The sequence below is a fragment of the Nocardia glycosmidis genome (assembly GCF_052545115.1).
Window position 1 is genome coordinate 156,585 of record NZ_JBQWRH010000013.1, and the last position, 19,562, is coordinate 176,146.

Sequence of the window (19,562 nt, forward strand, 5' to 3'; positions counted from 1 at the left end):
CCAGCCCGAACCGGATCCGCCGCGGAACGCGCGCAGCGCGGTCGGATCCGGCCGGAGCCGGAAACCCCGCCGCAGATGTCTACTGCAGACGCAGCCTCAGAGCGATCGCAGACCGAACAGGCGAACAGCGTTGCCACCGAGCACTGCCCGCTCGTCATCCGCGTCGAGACCCAGTTCGTGCACGAAGTTTCGATTGCGGCTGGCGAGGAAAGGTACCGGCGGTCCGTCAGTGCCGAAGCACAGCTGCTGCGCCCCGACTGTCCGAAGTGCCAGGCTGAGCGCATCCGAGCCGAATGTCACTGTGTCCAAATAGAGTTGGCTGATGTACTCGGAGGGTTTCCGCTCGAGTCGCACGGGTCCCCAAGGGCCGAACGGGCTGTAGTCCCGTAGCTCGTGCCCGAAGTCGAGTCGTGTGGCGAGGGTAGTGATGGCTCCTCCCGCGTGGGCGCACACGAGCTTCAACTGCTGATGCTGCGCGAACTTTCCGGTGAGGATGAAGCGGGCCAAACTCAGGGTGGTGTCCAGGGGCCTGCCGCAGATCTCACCGAGACGGTAGTCCGTCATGTGCTGATGCCCCAGAACCGATCCCGGCGGGTGAATGAAAACCGGTGCGTCGTGATCGATCACCAGATCCCAGAACTCGTCGGGAACTTCGTCGAGATACCGACCCCCGTCGTTGGTGGCCAGGGCGACACCCGGCAGATCGAGTTCGGTCAGCGCACGCTCGACTTCTCGGATCTGCTCGGCACCACGCCATGGATAACATGTCGCCATCGCGTGCACGGTCGGCTGGTCCCGGGCGAGTTCGGCCGCAAAATCATTGAACGTCCGGACGTTCTCGATATCCCCCAGATCGAGGTCGCCGTACCAGATGTGCGGGTCGGACACTATGGTCACGTCAATCCCCCCCTCGAGCTGACGGTCAAGAATCTCTTGCACATCGAACATCGTGGCAGGCAGATTCCCCTCCTTCTGCCATGACCGCGGGAAGAGATGCGAATGGATGTCGACGATCAAGTCGATCACCTTTCCGGTTTCGGCACGGCCTTCGCGTGCCCCTGGTCTTTGCTCGAATGAACCGCTGCCACCAGAACCACGTCCGCACAGATCGTTCTTCCAGAAATCGGATGATCTCGGACGGGTTCAGAAAAATCTCCACCGCCTCGCCCCGCTTACCAGCTTTCGCGATGAACGACCTCGGCGTACGGACGGCGGGTTGGGTTCACAATCGGCTTCAGCGGGCGGTCTGCGGGGTAGCCGACGCCCAGCAGATAGGCGACGGAGTGGCCCTGCGGCACTCCCAGAATGCGGCGTGCTTTGTCTTGGTCACCGACGGACGCGTGCGCGGTGCCGATGCCCAAGTCTGCAGCCGCCAGGGTGATCGCGAAGGTCGCCTGGCCGAGATCGTAGTAGTCCGTGGTTCGAGTCTTCTCGTCGTCAGCGTCCGGCAGGACGAGCGCGATGGCCGCAGCCGCAGAAGCGATGTGACCGGCTCCGCGCCACACCGTGGACAGCTCGACGAGCACGTCCGGTTGAGTGACAATCACGAAATCCCAACGCTGCCGGTTGTTTGCGGAGGGCGCCCGCCAACCCGCCTCAGCCATTCGCTCGAGATCCTGCGCACTGACATTGTCCGCCCGGTAGCTGCGCACGTTCCGCCGCGCTCGGATTGCATCCCACGTTTCCATCGTCATACCCTCCTCATATCGTGCGACACCGCGAAACCCGCACGTCCGTCGGCGACACGCTCCGAAGTCGGCCTGCCCATTACGTGCGTTCCATAATGTAAAGACCACCACCGTGCCGATCCGTAGCGAAGATGAGTCCATCGTCGCGGACGATGAGATCGTTCATGTGAATCGACCCTCCAGGATGGGGCGCCGGAGGGACGTGATAGGCGATCTCGCGTGGGTGGAACGGATCGCTGATGTCATAGACCCGGACACCGGCGTTGAAATAGGTCACGAACACCTCATCCGGGTTCTGGTAAGAACCGGGCCGCCGCTCGTGGAGATTGTGGGGACCGAACCGCCCGGCCCGATGGGCGAAGTCGCCCTGGGGTTCCGGCAGAATACTGATCTGCCGCGGACGCTTCTCGTCTGAGATGTCGATGACCCGCACGTACTTCTTGTACCCGGCAACGTTGTCCTCCAACTCCTCTTCGCTGAGGATCAGAAGGTTTCGCTCCGGAATGGGGAGCGCGCTGTGCGCAGAACCCGCCACCCGAAGTGGCACACGCAGATCATCGAAGGTCAGGTGGCTGACCATAGTCGGCTTTGCCTTGTCCGAGATGTCCAGAATCACGACACCCGCGTCCCACCAGGAGCAGTAGGCGCGGTCACCGGCGATATTCGCGTGGTGGTTCCACACCCAACGGTCGGGGTGCCATTCCGGAACTTCCCCCTGGCCGGTGTTCTGCCCCGGGTACCACCACCGGCTGACTTCCTTCGGCTTGGTGGGATCGGACAGGTCGAAAATCATGAAGAACTGGCGGTCCTCATGAAATCCGTTGTCGCTGCCGCTCATATAGGCATAGGGCGCCTCGAAGTACTTGAGGCGGTGCACGCCGTGACCCGGCATGTGATGAAAACCGATCTCCCGTGGTTGCTCTGGGTTCTCCAGCGAGAACACCTTGAATCCGGTCGGCAGGGACGGATCGACCGGCAGCCACGGCGGGCTCTCGTAGTTCACGATCATGATGTCGCCCGCGATCTGAACCTTGTGTGACCGAATGCCATCCGGCTTTCCGACCTGGTGCACAACGCGCGGATTCGTCGGATCACTGACGTCGACGACCGATGTGCCCACAGTGTTGTCACCCATATGCCCGACATATGCGTAATGGCCGTGGAAGTTGACATGCATGCAGTCGCCGGTTCCGTTGAGATCGGTTCTGCCGATCACCTTCAACCCCGAGGCTTCGGCATTGAGGTGTTCGATTTCTGCAGCCTGCAATGTCACGCTGTACTCCTAAGCTTGCGAAGGTTGCTGCCGTTTCGGATGAAGCCGCGGCCGCGCACTCGTTGACCACCGCGTCACGCAGATCAGCCGCTCTTCCGGCCATTCCTACTTTGTACTACAAAGACACGCCTGTCAATAATGTCCGTGGCCTATCCGGTCGGGCGAGCCCCGGCCGCCGTCGAGGCCGGCGAGCGCCGCGCGGCGGACCGTGGGGCGAAGCCCACGACCTGCGCGGCCGAGGCCGGTCGGTACTATGAATGCCCAGGCAGTACTGCTTGAAGGGCGAGGGGAAATGATCTTGAAAGAACGGAATCGATGATCTTGAAAGGACGAGGGCGATGATGGAGACCAATGTCGGGATGCCGCCGTCGACGCGGATCCCACCGAGGATCGGTAACGGCTCGCTCACCGAGCAAGCCACCACGGCGTTGCTTCAGATGATCCTTGATCGTGAGTTCCCCGGGGACCGGTTGCCCAACGAGCCGAACCTGGCCGCTCAGATGGGCCTGAGCCGGACGACCGTACGCGCGGCCCTTCAGTCGTTGGAACGCTTGGGCGTGATCTCTCGGGTGCCGGGCCGTGGGACCGCGATTCGACCGCAGGTTGATCGCAACTGCATGGTGTTACACCGCTTGATCGGCTTCAGCGGGATGCTCGAAGCCCGCTATGAGACCGTCACGGTGGAGCAGAACTTCGAAATCGTCTCGCCGGGATCGAGTTTCGCAGTCGAAGCGTTAGGAGCCCCTGCGGAAGGGCAGGTCCTGGTGAACAACAAGACGTACTTCGCCGACGGTAAGCCGGCGGTACATCTCATCCAAGAGGTGCCTGCCGAGTACGTGCGACCGGGACTAGCGCAACAGCTCGTCCACGGAGATGCGGCGATTCCGGCATCGATCTTCGAGTTCAGCACCTCGTGGCCGGCCCGGGAGATCGACAACTCGGTTATCGACTTGGTCCCCCGCGTCGTCAAGTCCAAGAAAAATCCGCTCGGGTTGGCTGTGGGTTCGCCGTTTCTCGAACTCCACGAAACGCACTACTCGGACCTGAACTCTCCAGTCGCCTTCTCCCGGGAGAGCATGCGCGACGACCTCGTACGACTGCGTCAAGTGCGCGCTCGCTGACGCGGCGGAATATCACCGGGTCAGGAAATCAAACCGCCGTCCACACGAAGGACTTGCCCGGTTATTCCGGCAGCCGCACTCGAGGCGAGGTAGACGTATGCGGAAGCGATCTGTTGCAGGTTCGCACCCCGCTGTAGCAAGGTCCGTCCGGCGAGCCGCTCTGCCAGCAACGCCGGATCGGTGACAACCGGTTCGACCCCGCTGTCCGACTCCGACGACAAGGCTGTGGCCACACCACCCGGCGCAACAGCGTTGACCCGCACTTCGGGAGCCAGATCGCGTGCGGCGGCGCGGCAGAGCCCAAGGGCCGCATGCTTCGCGATGATGTAGCCGACCCCGGCTCCGTTGCCCCGTACGTCGAAAGACGCGTCGGACAGAGTGAGCACGGCAGCACCCCCCGCTCGCTCGAGTGCTGGGCCGGCAGCAGTCAGCGCAAGGACATAACCGAGCACATTGACCTCGAACAGCCTTTGAACCGTTTGCGCGACTTCGCTCGGCGCTGCGTCCCGCAGCGTGCGCCCGCCGTCGTGTATTCCCGCGTTCGCGATGAGAACATCGAGTTTCCCGTCGAGGGAAGCGGCGGCCACTGCTTTCATGTTGTCTTCAGCGCGACGCACATCGCCGATCACGGTCTCCACACCGGCAAAGGGTGCCTCGTGCCGGTCGAAAACGGTCACCCGGTCGCCTGATGCCAAGAATTGACGGGCGATCTCGGCACCAATTCCCGACGAACCTCCGGTGATGAGAACAGTTCGGGGATGGCTCATGTCGATGTCCTTCGTTCGAAGTGTCGGTTCACAGCACTGGGAGAAGCAATCCGAAGCGCCCGGTCCGTAGTCGTGGTTGCTACAAACTCTCCAGCCATTCGACAGCCTCAGGCCACCCAATGCCGGCGCGAACCAACTTCCGCCCCCGCGCGACAGCCACCGGGCCGTCGATGGCCAGCACACCGCGTAACCGCTCACCGTCGTCGTCGGCGTAGCACGCAACCCATCCGCGCTTGGTGCTACGCGTCAGGTACGTTGCGGACGCAGCGCCACAGAACTGAACCTTGTGCGTGTACTGGTCAGACCAGAAGTAAGGCACCGAATCCCAAGCGACGTCCGACGCCCCGTCGACGCCGAGATCGAAAGCCATGTTCACACCGGCGATCGCGCCTTGCTCACCGGCCGCCTGCCACTGCTCAACTCTGGTATGGGCGCCGGTGGCGGTGTTTCGCCAACGGCTGACATCACCCGCGGCATAGACCCGCGGTACAGAGGTGCGGCCCCGCTCGTCACAGACAATCCCGTCCTCGACCGCAACCGCACAGCCGGACAGCCATTCCACCGCCGGGCCGGCCCCGACGCCGATGACAACCACATCGGCGGGAATCTCTTCCACCGACTCGCCGCTTTCGACAACAACCCGGTTTGCGTTGCCCGCGGAGCCAAGAATATCGAGGACCCTGGTGTTGCAACGGATGGAGACGCCCTGTCCCGCATGGAGATCCGCGATGGCCCATCCAGCGTCGTCACCGAGCACCCTGGTGAGCGGCGCTGACGCGGCCTCGAGAACGGTGACCTCGGCTCCTGCGCTGCGTGCGGTTGCCGCCACCTCCAGACCGATGAACCCGGCCCCGATGATCACCACGCGCCGGGCTCCAGCGAGTGAGGCCGCAAGCGTCTCGGCATCATTTATCGTACGCAGGTAGTGCACGCCTCGCAGATCGCGCCCAAGTGGCAATTGGCGCGCATCCGCCCCTGTGGCGATCAGCAGCGCATCGTAGAAAAGCATTGTGCCGTCAAACAACTCGAGGGAACGGTTTCCCGTATCGAGACCCACTGCTCCGGTGCCTATTCGAATTTCGACGGCAAGTTTCCCGAGTTCTTCCGGACCGAGCAGGCGGATCTGTTCAACTGTCACCGCGCCGGCCAGAAACTGTTTGGACAGCGGCGGCCGATCATACGGCGGGTGTGCCTCCAGCGTGCAGAGTGTGATGGGCCCCGCATACCCGACCTGTCTGAGCGAACGAACCGCGGCGACGGATGCCACGCCTGCGCCCGCGATGACTACGCCGCTCATTCCGACAGGGTGATCGCGCGCACCGGGCAGGACTGAGCCGCGGCTCGAGTTTCGGCGTGCAGGCTCTCGTCCGGGTGCTCCTGCACAACCAGCACTTTGCCGTTCGCGTCATCGATGTCGAATACATCAGGCGACTCGACCACGCAGTTGGCGTACCCCCGGCACACTGCAATGTCGACGGTGACGTTCATGCGACAACCTCTCTCTTTCAGAAGACTCGTATCAGGCGTTGACCGCGATGTACTTCGTCTCGAGGAACTCGTGAATTCCGTCGAAGCCACCTTCGCGCCCGAGCCCGCTCTGCTTCATCCCGCCGAATGACGCGGCCGGGTCCGAGACCACGCCTCGGTTGACCGCTACCATCCCGGCCTCCAGCCGACCGGCCACTCGTAACGCCGTCGATTCGGGTCCGAGAACATAGGCAATCAAGCCGAATTCCGTATCGTTTGCCAGCCGCACCGCTTCGTCCTCGGAGTCGAAACTCACGATCGGCGCCACTGGGCCGAAGATTTCCTGGCGAAGAATGGCCGCGTCGGCCTTGACGCCGGCCAACACGGTCGGCGGATAGAAGGCACCCGTGACGTGCTCCGCAGCGTTTGTAGTCCGTCGCGCGCCCTCGTCGATCGAAGCTTGGACCAGGCGGGCCACCTTCTCTCGTTCCTTCTCCGACACCAGGCAGCCCAGTTGCACACCGGGCCGATCTCCCGGGCCGACAACCAGGGACTGCATGCGTCGGGTGAGCGCCGCGGTGAAACTTTCGACGAGATCACGGTGCACATAGAAGCGGTTGGCAGCGGTGCAGGCCGCGCCGCCGTTTCGCATTTTCGCCACGATCGCGGCCTCGACCGCAACCTCGACGTCTGCGCCGGCCAGGACCACGAAGGGCGCGTTTCCGCCCAGCTCCATACTTGTTCGCACCACGGTGTCGGCACAGGCGTGGAGAAGAATCCGACCAACCTCCGTCGAGCCTGTGAACGACAGGTTTCGGACGCGGGGGTCGTCCAGCATCCGTTTGACCGCCGGGCCGACATCACCGGGCAGAACGACGTTGACCACGCCGGCGGGCACTGCGGCACGATCGAGAAGATCGGCGATTGCCAACGCCGTCAGCGGCGTTTCCGCAGCCGGTTTGAGGATCACCGTGCAGCCGGCGGCAAGCGCGGGCGCGATCTTGCGGGTCGCCATCGCCGCGGGGAAGTTCCAGGGCGTGATGAGCAGCGATACCCCGACGGGTTCGTGCGTAGTGACAATTCGCTTGTCGCCATTGGGCGCCAGGCGGTAATCGCCCTGCACACGAACCGCTTCCTCGGAGAACCACCGGAAGAACTCGGCCGCATAGGCGACTTCTGCGCGAGCGTCTGCGAGGACTTTGCCATTCTCCGCAGTGATCAACTGCGCCAGCTCATCGGCGCTGTCGGTCATCAACTCGAAAGCACGCCGGAGAATCTCGGCTCGGGTCCGGGGTGCGCAGGCCGCCCAGTCCGCCGCCGCGTCCGACGCCGCCCGGACTGCCGCGTCGCATTCGGCCTCGTCCGCGAGAGCGACATCCGCGAGCAGGTGTCCCGTGGCCGGGTTGAGCACTGGCAGGCGTTGGCTGCCTGCCACCCACTGGCCATTGATGTACGAATCGGTGCAGAGCTTCATCATGAGGTGACTTTCAGATCGGCGGGGCGACCCAGCGGCCGTTGTCCGCTTTGCCGATGAATGGCTCCGGATTTCGGATGCAGGACACGCCCCATTGGTCCGACTCCGACGGGACACGGTGCCAGATCCTGGGCTGCCACTGCGCGACGTCGACGATGGGCTCCAACGCGGTGGTGTACTCGGCAACGAACCCGGACGGGTCGGAAAAGTACGCGAAAGTGTTGTCGCCGGGCCCATGGCGACCGGGGCCCCACACCATCTGGTGCCCACGCCGTACCAGAGCGCCTGCGGCACGGAGGTATTCATCGATACCGCGAGTCTCGTAGGCGATGTGGTTGACGTTCGCCCACTTGTTCGCTGCGACGGCGAACTGGTGATGTGCCGGTGTGTCGCCCTTGAGAAACACCATTTGGTCTTCGAGGTAGTCGCTCTTGTAGAAGCCCAGCACTCGGTGGAAGAAGTTCACCAGCTCGGGCAGCTTCGCGCTGTTCATCACCATGTGCGAGATACCGACGGGAATGTGTTCGCGCGATTGGACTTCGCGTGCTTTGCGCGGTCTCACTTCGCTCGAGATCTCGAGGGTGCGACCCTCCACCGGATCGAAGAAGCGAAGGCCGTAACCACCGCCAAGTGAGTCGAGCGCCCCCGGCTCCGAGATCAGCGTGACACCAGCGGACACCAATTTGTCCGCGTACCAGTCGACGTCTCCTCTGGTGCGGACGGCGAACGATACGAGATCCAGCCGATTCTCCTCGGCCTGCCGAAGACGCAGCGCAAAGGGATCCGATGAGCCTTCGGCGGACAGGAAGGCCAAGCCCGATTCGGAATGGGCATCCGCCAAACCCCACTCATCCCGGTAGAAGCCCGAGGTCGCGTCGAGGTCGTCGACGCCGAGTGCTACGTACCGAACATGAGTGATGCGGCACTCGAAAGTCTCTTGTGGCGGCGCTAGTCGGCTCGGACGCTGCTTATTGAGTTGGTCCATCACGAAACTCCTTTACCTACTGGAGATTCTGTGGCTCCGCGGTAGCCCAGCCGAGCGTCGTATACGTCGGTGCGACGTTGCTGCAGCGGTGCCATGCCGTCACCCCGGTCCCGAGCGATCGTGAGCAGCGACCGGTCCAAGTCGACGACCCGGACGCCGCTCTGGGTACGACCGGCGGGTGGTTCGACGTCGACGCCGAATGGATCGACAACCAGTGAACTGCCCAGGAACGAAAAGGGACCCGTAGCGCCCACCTGGCCGGCACAAGCGATCGGTGTGGAGTTCAGATTCGCCATCACCCGCACCGTTCGAACCTGGCCGATGTCCGCGTCGGGCTCGGTCGTGCGGTCGAATCCGCCGACCCACGCGGTCGGCACGGCGATGATATCCGCGCCTGCGACGGCCAGAATTCGCGTCGCCTCGGGAAAGCGAAGGTCATAGCAGATCAGGATCCCGATCCGCAGACCGTTCACCTCGACGACCTCCAGCCCCCGGTCACCCGGCGCGAAGACCTCTGTCTCGCCGGCGAACAGGTGCAGCTTTCGATAGGTCTGTCGCACAACGCCGTCGGGTCCGATCACGACAGCGGAGTTGTACAGCTGGTCACCGTCCCGTTCGGCGAGTCCACCCACCACGGTGATGCCGTGGCGGGCGGCGGCGTCGCACCAGCCCGCCACGGTTTCACTTCGTGGCGTGACCGGCTCAGCCACCGGTCCCAGCAATGACCCATCCAGAACGTAACCGGTATTGGACATTTCGGGCAGAATGACCAGATCGGCCTTCGCGCCGGCAGCCTGTTCGATCGCACCGGTTGTCCGCGACAGGTTCCCTGACACGTCCAGCGCGGGCAATTCGAGCTGGGCCAGCGCGATCCGGAGGGTGGCCTCAGGGTGGGACATGATCAGGACCCGTTGACGAACTGACCGTCGGCGATGCCCTCGACCACCTCGTCCGTTTCCAGACCGAAGAACGCCATGATCCGGCAGGGGCAGGCTTCGCCGCCCTCGATCTTCCAAGGGAATGCGCCGATCACCGCCCGCCGGTTGAGCACGGTCTCGATAGCACCGCCGACGTTCTCGGCATGAATGCACCCGTCTTGGAAAGCGAGGTGATGCATCGGAAAGATGTCCGACTCGATCTCGCGACCGGACATGTGGTGCGTGTAGTGGTAGTCGCCACCGAAGAAGTCACGGTAACTCTTGCCTACGTGCTTCTCGAACTTCGCGAGCAGATCAGGCCGCATGTTGCGGATTGTCGTGTTCATCGGGTGATCACCGGAACCAGCGTCGATTCCCCACCAGCGGATCTCCATGTCGGCCATCCATCGCGCCAACCGCACGCTGCCGCCCGGGTGCATAGTGAAGTACCGGACCAGATCCTGCTGCGGCTGTCCCTGGTAGTAGCGGTGGAATCCGGTGTGGATGATCAGAATGTCACCCTTGCGTACCTCGACCTTGGCGGTGATGTGCTCGGGCTCGATCAGATCCCAGTCGCCGACCTGATCGGACACGTCCACGATAGCCCCGGCGTGGATCAGCTTGTCCAACGGCAGCGAAGCCATGTCCAAGCCACCGTCGGTGCCGTGCATGGGTCCGTCGAGATGCGTACCGCTGTGCAGCGATGTCTCGATCTTCTGCGAGACGATCTGATTCGTCTGCAGGTTCTGGGTGTAGTAGAGCTTCCCGCCCGGGTAGCCCACCCAGCCCGGTGTGTGGATCCCCCACGGGTGGGTGAGATCGACGATGTGCATTGATCCTCCTAGCAGCTCGGTTCAGCTGTCCTGGGGTTGTCGTCAGCGCATGATGCGCAGGGAACCAACTGGTTTGACCACTTGACCGCGGCCTTCCGCTTCAGCGGACTCGAGGAGCAACAGCGCCAGCACGAGATCCTGCTCGACGCTCCCGATGCTCTTGAACACCGTTCTCTCGGCCCCGGCCGGCGGGTCTGCCAGGTACTGTCCCAGCAGCAGAGCGGTGTCGGCGTCCCAGCCATTTTCGATCGCTTCGTGCCCGTCGCCGGATTCGAGAACGGCGTCGAGTGCGTCCACGACAACCGTCGCTCCCTCGAAGACCTCACCCCGCAGCTCGCGGTCGGCACGTTGGGTGGCACCGACAGCGGCGATCATGGGAATTTTGCCGACTTCGGCAAGGCCGAGGAACGGATCGCCCTTCGCCGACGTGGCGACATACAGTACGTCGCAACTCGACACCACATCCGCCACACTGTCGTGCGCCTCGACCGGCAAGCTCAGCGACTCGGACATTTCAGCGGCATACGCTTGTCGGTTGGCAGGGGTCGGGCTGAAGACAGCGGAACTCGAAACCTCGACCGCGCCGGCCAGGGCTCGAAGGCCCTCGCGAGCCTCCTCACCCGAACCGATCACACCGACCCGGACGGGTCCCTGCGCCCATGCCTGCACCGCGACTGCCGCCGTCGACGAGGTGCGCAGACTGGTGATCCGCCGACCGTCGACAATGCCGAGGGCATTGCCCGTGGATTCACGGAAAAGGTGGATGTGATAGCGAACGCGCTTGCCCACTCGGTGAAACTCTTTGTAGCCGAATAGATCCAGTTCTGAGACAGAACCGGTGAGGATCCTCGACCAGGAAACATCACCGTTGACCTGGACACGGCCGGTAGCGACGCGTTCGCGGTTCAACCGTGCCGCGACAGCCGCGGCCTGCAGACCGATTGCCGGGCCGGCCAGCGCATCGACATCGGCACCGTCGAGCAAGCGCATCGCAGTTGCGTCATCGTTGGTCATGCCGGATTCCTGCCTGCGTAGAACTTTTCGTCAGCGTCGCCGGTGATGTCCAACCCGGAGGCAGCGAGGGCGTTGCGCAGGGTAGCCATCTGTGCGGCACTGATCCGCATGTGCGGTTGCCGGATCGGGCCGCCGTTGTAGCCATTGAGCCAGCCCTGGTACTTCCAATGCATCCGGGGGACGAGGCCGCTGTTCGCTACAAGGGGGGTGCACACTGCGGCGTGAGCGCGTCGTGCGGGCGCGACACGCCAGTACAGTTCCATACCTTTGTCCCAGGTGGCTTTGTCACTGAGCAGCTCGAGCATCTGCGGAACCACAGGTCCCATCAGTTCGTAGTTGGACGTGCCCATGAACCGCATGCCGTAGTTCGCGATCCAGGCGGGGGCGTTGAATTCCAGCGGGTCGGTCACGACGACCTCGCCGTTGAAACGCTCGAAAACCGCTGCGATGCCGCCGACTCCGGGGCCGCCGACTTCATTCTTGATGGCAACCACTTGCGGGATACCATCGACCATCTGCTCGAGCAACGAAATCGAGAAACCCGCGGCGTGCAGCCGGCCGAAGTTCCATTGATCCATCGCGAAGATGATCACGCCCGTGTCTGCGCCGGCATCGGCCACGGCTTTGGTGAATCCCACGACTTCGTCGGTGTGGCCGGGATTGAAGTAGAGCGGGTAGGAAGGCATCACAAGATCAACGCCCACCGATGCGCCATGCTCCACAGAGGCGACAGTGGCGGCCAGCGTGGGTTGGCTGGCCTGCAGGACAGTGACCAGATCGGCACCGGCCTCGTCGACGACGATCTCGGTGAACTGCCGCATCTCCTCGGCAGTGGTGCCGCACTCGGAGACGATCAGCAGAGCCGACAGGCCATGCTCCTTCGCCAGTGCGACATCATGCCGCACCGCCGCCTCGTTGAGACCCGACAGGTCGCTGGTGAAGGTCGGGCTCACGCAACCGCATGCGCCACGCAGAGATTCCAACGCCCATGCCCGCGCGTCACCGGATGGGTACTTCCTCATTGCTTTTCTCCATTGTTGTCGGCGTCGACTCGTGGCTCCGGTGGCCGTCTCTGGTGAGCCGGGTCGGGGCCGTGCGGTGTCTCGAGGTTCTTGCCGACCTCGAGCGCGGTCGACCAGGTAAGGGATTCGAGCGCGATCGCATCCAGCAAGATGCGCTGTCCGTGGTTTGCCGATCGGATCTCCAGCCGCTCGCCGTTACGAGTGGAAACCTTCCGCACCACGACTGCGGCGAACTCATTTGCGATGACGAGCTCGCCGCCATCCCGCGCGTTCGCACTCACAGCACGATCCTCATCTGCGGATAGTCGAGCAGCACCTGGTCCAGCACCACCCAGCGATGCGAGAGGTACAGCCGGCCGTCGACTCGGTCGATCGTGTCGGTTCGCTGCCCGCTGAGATACTTCGGCGGGTCCGACTGCCGAGTCGCGATCAGGACGACGTTCGAGCGGACCCGATAGCGGTTCGGATCGTCGGTCTGCTCGGCTCGGATGTTGCTCACGACATGTCTGAACCTGACCGGCGGGTTCTCCCCCCACGACATCTCGTAGATGTCCTCATCGAGCCGCCGAAACCATTGCGTCTCGAGCGACCATTTCGACTCGTCGATGAACATGACCCGGTCGTCCCAATGCGGCTTGAACGGGGTGTCCGGTGTTCTGGGCGTCGGCACCTGGTAGCGAAAGTCTTCGGTCAGCAGCGTCCCCCAATCCCAGAATCGGCGATCATCGAGCAGCTCGGAGTCCAAGGCCAGGAAATCTGCGATCTCGGCGCGCACATCAGCAGAGACGAAGCGTGGCCGCTCTGTGGTGCTCATGCGTGTGCCTCTGCCGAAGACATCATCTCGTCCCAACGCCGATGAAACGCCCGAATGGTTCGCTCCGTGCGGTCACCGTCGACCACGTCGCCCGGCCAGCCGACCTCTGGTGGGGTCGGCGGGTGGTGTCGGCCGCCCTCGATCACGATCGGCAGTTCCCGTGCACGGTCACCTTTCGACGCCTCACTGATGCCCACGAAATTCTCTGTGTCATCGATCTCGAACACACCCGACGGTCCGTTGGTTCGTAGATAGGCGAGCTTCGACAGCCGACCCCACTCCGGGTCCGTGCCTCTGGGTGCGAGGTAGAACCACAGCTCTTCGGTGGTCGTTGCGTCGATCGGGTAACGCAGAGTGATGCGGACGTAACGCGCGTGCAGATCCGGCCCGTCGACGTTCGTCTTGAAGTTCTCGATGAAAGACATGTTCGGGAAGACAGTTCCGTGTCCTACCGACAAGGCCGACATCAGCTTCTGTTGCGCAGGGTCGAGCTTCGCTTCGATATCAGGCCACATTGATTCCGGGTATCCGAAGAACCGGTTTCCGTCGAACACCAAGGGCAGACGCTGGACCCGCATAGAATGGCCGTGCGGAGTTGTCACTGTTCGGCCGGTGAAGCTGGGGGCCATCTCGTTGCTGAGCTTTACCAGGTCCTTCTCTGTCGCGAACAGGCCGAGGACGAACGCCGAACCGTGCGTCACCGTGGTGTGGTAGCCGTCGCCGGAGAGGTTTTCCCCTTCGGCCTTCCAGTTGGCCTTGATGACGTTGCGGAGGGGAGAGCCCACTACCTCCATTCCCTGTGGAAACTTGCCGAACACGGTCTGCAAGTACCAGATCATGTCGCCGAGGTATTCGCGCAGACTCGGCCCCTCTTCCTGCCAGTGTGCGAAGACCAGGCCGAAGATCGACTCGACGCGCGCCGGAGCGAACAGGGAAAGCTTGCTCTTGTCAATTCCTTCTTTACCGAACACCTCTCGCTGATACGTAATCCCGCGCAACTCGCCTGTGTTCGCGTACGTCCAACCGTGATAGCTACAGCGAAAATGCGACGTGTTGCCGCTGTCGGCGCGACAGAGCGGGACGCCGCGGTGGCGGCAGGTGTTGAGGTGCACCCGCACTTCGCGGTTCTCATCCCGCGTCACAATGACTTGGTCGCGGCCCATCTTGCGCAAGACGTAGTCGCCCGGATCAGGTATTTCGGACTCGTGGGCGACGAACAGCCACGAGTGGGCGAAGATCTGGCGAAGCTCCCGCTCGAGCAGGTTGTCGTCGGACCATCGACCTCGCCGTACGTCGGCGGCATCACAATCCATCGTTCCGTCCTCCCGTCCCACTACTGGTGTGGCCATGGGAACAATGATGGATCTTTGTCATACATATTGCAAGTGTTCTACCGTCTTGGAGCAATCAGCTATGCGAATTGCTCGGCGGGATTGCGTGACGGCGATCGGGAGAAGCTGATGCCGCTGACGCGGTTCTCCGCTGCGCCAGCAGGCCTTGCGCAGCGGGCGAGGATCGTGTTGCCTGCCGCCGAAGGGTGAGCCCGACACGAAACTCGCTGCCCAGGCGGGGGTTTCGCGACCAACGGTTCCACTTCCGGCCCGAAATTTGTATCTTGTCATACATCATTCAATGACACCCAAAGGGCAAGCCCCGACGATCCACAGGAGGTCACCGATGCCGTCACACGGACGCCTGTTCTGGCCGACGCGAGAGGAACTCGACGAGGAACGCAGAGCCGTCTACGACAAGATCGTCGGAGGACCGAGGAGTGCCGGACCAGCTACCTTCCAGCTGACCGACGCGCAGGGCCGCCTCGAAGGGCCGTTCAACGCGATGCTGGTCAACCCTTCCGTCGGCGACGCACTCCAGGAACTCGGAGCCGCCATTCGCTATCGCACGCAGCTCACCGCCCGCGAACGGGAGATCGCGATTCTGACGATCGCCGTACTGCGCCGAAGTGACTTCGAGTGGTATGCGCACGAGCGGGTCGGCCGGAAAGCCGGCCTCACCGAGGAAGAACTCGACGCCTTGCGGGAGGACCAGGCACCACCCACATTGTCCGCGCAAGAAGCGATCGTCCGCACGGTCACGGCACGATTATTGCTGGATCGGGACATCCCGGACGACCTCTACGCCAGCGCCCTCGACCAGCTCGGCGTCGACACCCTCGCCGATCTGATCACGCTGACCGGGTATTACGATCTGCTCAGCATGATGCTGCGCTCGTGGCGCACACCGCTGCCGCATGGCGAGCCGTCGCCGTCGTTCGTGCACACCGCCCCGGTGGATCGTCCGCATCGCTGACAGCTCCCGCTTGCCGAGGCCGGTAAGGCTCACGAGTTGAGCGAACCGGTCGGCATGCTGCATACGCGCTTCTGCACTGAACCGACCAGCACGCAGCAGCAGGCAGCATCGCAGCACAGTGGAGGTGCCTATCTGGGCCGCAGCAGGGCACGCCAAGGAGGCCTTGACCTCGGGGAGGTCAAGAAAGCCTGGACCGTTCCGCCAGTCCGGCTCGGACCGGGTTCACACGCGATATGCTGGAAGTGCATTGTCGAGAGGTGAGCAGTGGTAGTTTTTCGGCCGCGGCGTGGATGGGCTGAGTCGGTGTAACCGATGCCCGAGTTCGATCCATTCACGACGCAACGCGACGTGACCGCTTCGGTAGCCGCGGAACTGGCAACGGCCGGATTCGGCGACGCCGAAGAAATCGGCCGCGGCGGCTTCGGCGCCGTCTACCGCTGCACCCAAACCACCCTCGACCGCGTCGTCGCCGTGAAAATCCTCACCGCCGACCTCGACGACGACAACCGCGCACGATTCCTCCGCGAACAACGCGCCGCAGGCAGACTCACTGGACACCCCAACATCGTCAACGTCCTCGAAGCCGGCGTCACCGACAACGGCCGCCCCTTCATCGTCATGCCCTACTACCCCCACGGCTCCCTCGACGCACGCATCCGCCACCACGGCCCGCTGCCCCTCCAAGACGCCCTACGCCTCGGCGTCAAAATCGCCGGCGCCCTCGAATCCGCACACCGCCTCGGCGTCCTGCACCGCGACGTCAAACCAGCGAACATCCTGTTCACCGACTACGACGAGCCAACGCTCACCGACTTCGGGATCGCCCATTTCGCGGGCGGGTTCGTCACCACCACCGGGATCTTGACCGGCACTCCGGCGTTCACCGCTCCCGAGGTCGTGGCCGGCGAATCGACCAGTCCCGCTACGGATGTCTACAGCCTGGGCGCGACGTTGTTCGCCGCGGTCACCGGGCACGCCGCGTTCGAACGCCGCAGCGGTGAACAACTGGTGGCCCAATTTCTCAGGATCACCGCCGAACCCGTACCCGACCTGCGCGAACAGGGCATCCCCGAGGATGTCAGCGCCATCATCGAACGCGCTATGACCGCCGATCCCGCGAACCGCCCATCCGCCGCGGAACTCGGCGAACTACTGCAGACATCCCAACTCGATCATGGATTTCCGGCCGACGAGATGGCGGTGCGCGGAGCCCAACAGCTGAAGCCTTCTTCGGCCGAACCAACGCCGCAGGGGCGTGGGCCATCGGTGCTGTCGACGAATTCGAGCCGAATACGTCGTCTTCCGCTGGAATTGACCAGCTTTGTCGGGCGGCGCACGGAACTGACCGAGACGAAGAACTCCCTGTCGACCTCGCGACTGGTGACATTGACCGGTATCGGTGGGGTCGGGAAGACCCGCTTGGCCCTCCATGTAGCCACCATGGTGCAACGGGATTACCGCGATGGCGCAACTTTCGTCGGCCTCGGCGAGCTGCAGGACGAGTCGCTGCTGGTCGGTGTCGTGGCGCAGGCACTGGGATTGATAGACCGATCGGCGAAGCCGGTGTACGACACCCTGGTCGCGTACCTGGCTCCGCGCGAATTACTCCTTGTGCTGGACAATTGCGAGCAGTTGGTGGCCGCCATGGCCGAGCTCGCCGAATCACTGCTTCGCGCATGCCCCAGGTTGCGGATTCTCGCGACCAGCCGCGAACCGATCGGTATCAGCGGAGAAGCGGTACAGCCGGTCCACCCGCTCGCCGTTCCCGATCCCGACCGGCTCCCCAGAGGCATGCCGCGCAACGACGCGATAGCACTGTTCGCCGAACGGGCCGCCGCGGCGGTCGCCGGCTTCGAGATCACCGAGGACAACAAGGTCACCATCGCCCGAATATGTCAACGGCTCGACGGCCTGCCACTACCGATCGAACTCGCCGCCGCCCGCCTGCGCGCGATGTCACCCGAACAGATCCTGCAACGACTGACCGACCGCTTCGCGTTGCTCACCCGCGGCAGCAGAAGCGCCCCCTCCCGGCAGCAGACATTACGCATGTGCATCGACTGGAGCTACGATCTGTGCACACCCCTCGAACAGCGAATCTGGGCCCAGCTATCGGTATTCGCCGGCAGCTTCGAACTCGAAGCCGCACAACACGTCTGCGGCAACGACCTTCCCGCCGACAACCTACTCGACACCGTCACCAATCTCGTCGACAAATCGATCCTCACCCGCGAAGCATCGAAGACCGCGCTCCGATTCAGAATGCTCGACACCGTCCACGACTACGGCCTCGAAAAAGCACAAGAGACCGGCGAATGCCTCGAGCTACGCCAACGCCACTGCAATTGGTACGAACAGCTCGCTCGCGACGCCGAAGCGAGCTGGACCAGCCCCCGCGAGCTCGACTGGCTGAGCCGATTCGATCACGAGCAAGCCAATGTGCGGCAAGCGCTGGAGTTCGCCATATCCAACAATCCCGACGCCGGAATCCGGATCGTCGCCGCCCTGTTCCCCTACTGGGTTTCCCGGGGTTTGTTCACCGAGGGCAGGCACTGGGTCAACCGATTCCTGGACTGCCGCACCAAGGATGCCGCCCCCGACCGGGCCGCAGCACTCTATGCCATTTGCCATATGGCTGGAGCGCAGGGCGACGTCGAGTCGATAGCCGTTCGAGTGGACGAGGGTCGTGCGCTACTCCAACAGACGACCGATCCGGTGGCCCACGCGCACATCAATCTCGCCGACGGACTTCTCGCAATATTCCGCGGGGAGCCCGCCGACGCACGACCGTATATGGAACAGGCAGCCCAAATCTACTCCGAGCACGAAGTGTCCTTGCACTATATCTTCGCTTTGACCTTCCTCGGGTTGTCATACGATCTTTGCAACAACACCCAGAGCGCCGTCGAATATTACGAGCGCGCGCTTGCCATCACCGATGCGCGGGGAGAATTGGTATACCGCTCATATGTGTTGTGGTCGTTGGCATTTGCGCTGTGGCGGCAGGGCGATCGCACCAGGGCGAATCGACTACTGCACGAGGCGCTGGCAGCCAGCGGCAGAATCAAGGATCGCTTCAACGCCAGCATGTGCCTGCGATCACTGGCATGGATCGCCGCCGAGGAACAGAACGCGGAGCGCGCGGTCGTCTTGGCCGCCGCCGCGGAGCGGATCGTCCAGTCGGTGGGGACTTCGTCCGTGCTGTTCCCGGACATGCAGACCTACCAAGACGAATACGAACACCGAACGCGACAGGCCCTGAGTGAGCGGAACTTCGCCGCGGCGCAACGGGAGGGCGCCGCACTCAGTTTCGACGCCGCCGTCGCCTACGCCCTGGGCGAACACGTCCCTGCTACGTCGACCGCCCCTGCGGGAGGCAAGCTGACCAAACGCGAGCGTGAGGTCGCCGAACTGATCGCCGAGGGACTGACCAACAAGGAGATCGCCAGCCGCCTGGTGATCTCACCGCGCACCGCGCAAGGCCACGTCGAACACCTGCTGACCAAGCTCGAATTCACCTCACGGACACAAATCGCGGCATGGATCGCGGCATCACAAGACGAGGGCTCCGAGGTTCGCGCGGATACCCCGGACTCCTGATCGCGCCCACGACACGGGAACAGGCGAACGGCCTGCGCTGTTCACGAGCCGTTCGGCGTAACACCCGGTCACTACCCGGTCAGCGGCCGGCAACCGCAGCTGACCCGGATGGAATCTGTGCACGAATAGGCAACTTTTGTGCCCCCTGGTCCATGCGAGCACGCCGATTCCAGTACAGAGTGAAACCCACATCATGTGACAGCGGTCACGGATTATCGAGGAGTTTCACACATGGATGTGCGCGAGCGGTTGCTGATCGATGGCCGCTGGGTTGCCGCTC

Annotated in this window: 18 protein-coding genes; 3 read left to right on the forward strand and 15 right to left on the reverse strand. The window is 63.3% G+C overall.

Annotation, left to right across the window (positions count from 1 at the left end; genetic code table 11):
- Positions 1-96: 96 nt before the first annotated feature.
- The 3 genes from ACT86A_RS17960 to ACT86A_RS17970 form a co-directional block, all read right to left on the reverse strand.
- A complete protein-coding gene (locus ACT86A_RS17960) occupies positions 97-1,026 on the reverse strand; it encodes an amidohydrolase family protein (protein ID WP_445093299.1) in 930 nt (309 codons plus the stop codon).
- Positions 1,027-1,172: 146 nt separating this feature from the next.
- Entirely contained in the window at positions 1,173-1,688 is a 516-nt protein-coding gene (locus tag ACT86A_RS17965) for a nitroreductase family protein (protein WP_445093342.1), read from the reverse strand.
- A 79-nt stretch (positions 1,689-1,767) separates the two neighbouring features.
- Positions 1,768-2,961: an LVIVD repeat-containing protein gene (locus tag ACT86A_RS17970; protein WP_445093300.1), complete on the reverse strand. Its 1,194-nt coding sequence runs from the start codon at positions 2,959-2,961 to the stop codon at positions 1,768-1,770.
- A 341-nt stretch (positions 2,962-3,302) separates the two neighbouring features.
- Here ACT86A_RS17970 and ACT86A_RS17975 point away from each other — a divergent pair, with 341 nt between their 5' ends.
- Complete coding sequence (locus ACT86A_RS17975) at positions 3,303-4,082, forward strand: GntR family transcriptional regulator (protein ID WP_445093301.1); 780 nt, start codon at positions 3,303-3,305, stop codon at positions 4,080-4,082.
- 20 nt (positions 4,083-4,102) lie between these two features.
- Here ACT86A_RS17975 and ACT86A_RS17980 read toward each other — a convergent pair whose 3' ends face one another.
- From ACT86A_RS17980 to ACT86A_RS18035, 12 genes are all read right to left on the reverse strand, one after another.
- Complete coding sequence (locus tag ACT86A_RS17980; protein WP_445093302.1) at positions 4,103-4,849, reverse strand: SDR family oxidoreductase; 747 nt, start codon at positions 4,847-4,849, stop codon at positions 4,103-4,105.
- Between the two features lie 79 nt (positions 4,850-4,928).
- Positions 4,929-6,146 (reverse strand): NAD(P)/FAD-dependent oxidoreductase, encoded by a 1,218-nt coding sequence (locus ACT86A_RS17985; protein WP_445093303.1) that lies wholly within the window; start codon positions 6,144-6,146, stop codon positions 4,929-4,931.
- Positions 6,143-6,337, reverse strand: a complete 195-nt coding sequence (locus ACT86A_RS17990) for a ferredoxin (RefSeq protein WP_445093304.1) — start codon at positions 6,335-6,337, stop codon at positions 6,143-6,145. The genes ACT86A_RS17985 and ACT86A_RS17990 overlap by 4 nt, the downstream gene beginning before the upstream one ends.
- A gap of 31 nt (positions 6,338-6,368) precedes the next feature.
- Positions 6,369-7,793 (reverse strand): NAD-dependent succinate-semialdehyde dehydrogenase, encoded by a 1,425-nt coding sequence (locus ACT86A_RS17995; RefSeq protein WP_445093305.1) that lies wholly within the window; start codon positions 7,791-7,793, stop codon positions 6,369-6,371.
- A gap of 10 nt (positions 7,794-7,803) precedes the next feature.
- Positions 7,804-8,775 carry a VOC family protein gene (locus ACT86A_RS18000; protein WP_445093306.1) on the reverse strand — a complete coding sequence of 324 codons (972 nt, stop codon included), beginning with the start codon at positions 8,773-8,775 and terminating at the stop codon, positions 7,804-7,806.
- Positions 8,775-9,674: a carbon-nitrogen hydrolase family protein gene (locus tag ACT86A_RS18005; RefSeq protein ID WP_445093307.1), complete on the reverse strand. Its 900-nt coding sequence runs from the start codon at positions 9,672-9,674 to the stop codon at positions 8,775-8,777. The genes ACT86A_RS18000 and ACT86A_RS18005 overlap by 1 nt, the downstream gene beginning before the upstream one ends.
- A gap of 2 nt (positions 9,675-9,676) precedes the next feature.
- On the reverse strand, positions 9,677-10,525 hold the full coding sequence (locus ACT86A_RS18010) for a cyclase family protein (RefSeq protein WP_445093308.1): 849 nt from the start codon (positions 10,523-10,525) through the stop codon (positions 9,677-9,679).
- 42 nt (positions 10,526-10,567) lie between these two features.
- The gene (locus ACT86A_RS18015) at positions 10,568-11,539 is read right to left on the reverse strand and encodes a hypothetical protein (protein WP_445093309.1); all 972 of its coding nucleotides are present in this window, start codon (positions 11,537-11,539) and stop codon (positions 10,568-10,570) included.
- The gene (locus tag ACT86A_RS18020) at positions 11,536-12,561 is read right to left on the reverse strand and encodes a dihydrodipicolinate synthase family protein (RefSeq protein WP_445093310.1); all 1,026 of its coding nucleotides are present in this window, start codon (positions 12,559-12,561) and stop codon (positions 11,536-11,538) included. Before ACT86A_RS18020 ends, ACT86A_RS18015 begins: the two co-directional genes overlap by 4 nt.
- The gene (locus ACT86A_RS18025; protein ID WP_445093311.1) at positions 12,558-12,842 is read right to left on the reverse strand and encodes a dihydrodiol dehydrogenase; all 285 of its coding nucleotides are present in this window, start codon (positions 12,840-12,842) and stop codon (positions 12,558-12,560) included. The genes ACT86A_RS18020 and ACT86A_RS18025 overlap by 4 nt, the downstream gene beginning before the upstream one ends.
- Entirely contained in the window at positions 12,839-13,375 is a 537-nt protein-coding gene (locus tag ACT86A_RS18030) for an aromatic-ring-hydroxylating dioxygenase subunit beta (RefSeq protein WP_445093312.1), read from the reverse strand. Before ACT86A_RS18030 ends, ACT86A_RS18025 begins: the two co-directional genes overlap by 4 nt.
- Positions 13,372-14,724, reverse strand: coding sequence for an aromatic ring-hydroxylating oxygenase subunit alpha (locus tag ACT86A_RS18035; RefSeq protein ID WP_445093313.1), 1,353 nt, complete (start codon positions 14,722-14,724; stop codon positions 13,372-13,374). The genes ACT86A_RS18030 and ACT86A_RS18035 overlap by 4 nt, the downstream gene beginning before the upstream one ends.
- Positions 14,725-15,052: 328 nt before the next feature.
- Here ACT86A_RS18035 and ACT86A_RS18040 point away from each other — a divergent pair, with 328 nt between their 5' ends.
- Together ACT86A_RS18040 and ACT86A_RS18045 are read left to right on the forward strand one after the other, a co-directional pair.
- Positions 15,053-15,682 (forward strand): carboxymuconolactone decarboxylase family protein, encoded by a 630-nt coding sequence (locus tag ACT86A_RS18040; protein ID WP_445093314.1) that lies wholly within the window; start codon positions 15,053-15,055, stop codon positions 15,680-15,682.
- Between the two features lie 312 nt (positions 15,683-15,994).
- Positions 15,995-19,282 carry a protein kinase domain-containing protein gene (locus tag ACT86A_RS18045; RefSeq protein WP_445093315.1) on the forward strand — a complete coding sequence of 1,096 codons (3,288 nt, stop codon included), beginning with the start codon at positions 15,995-15,997 and terminating at the stop codon, positions 19,280-19,282.
- The last annotated feature ends 280 nt before the right edge of the window (positions 19,283-19,562 follow it).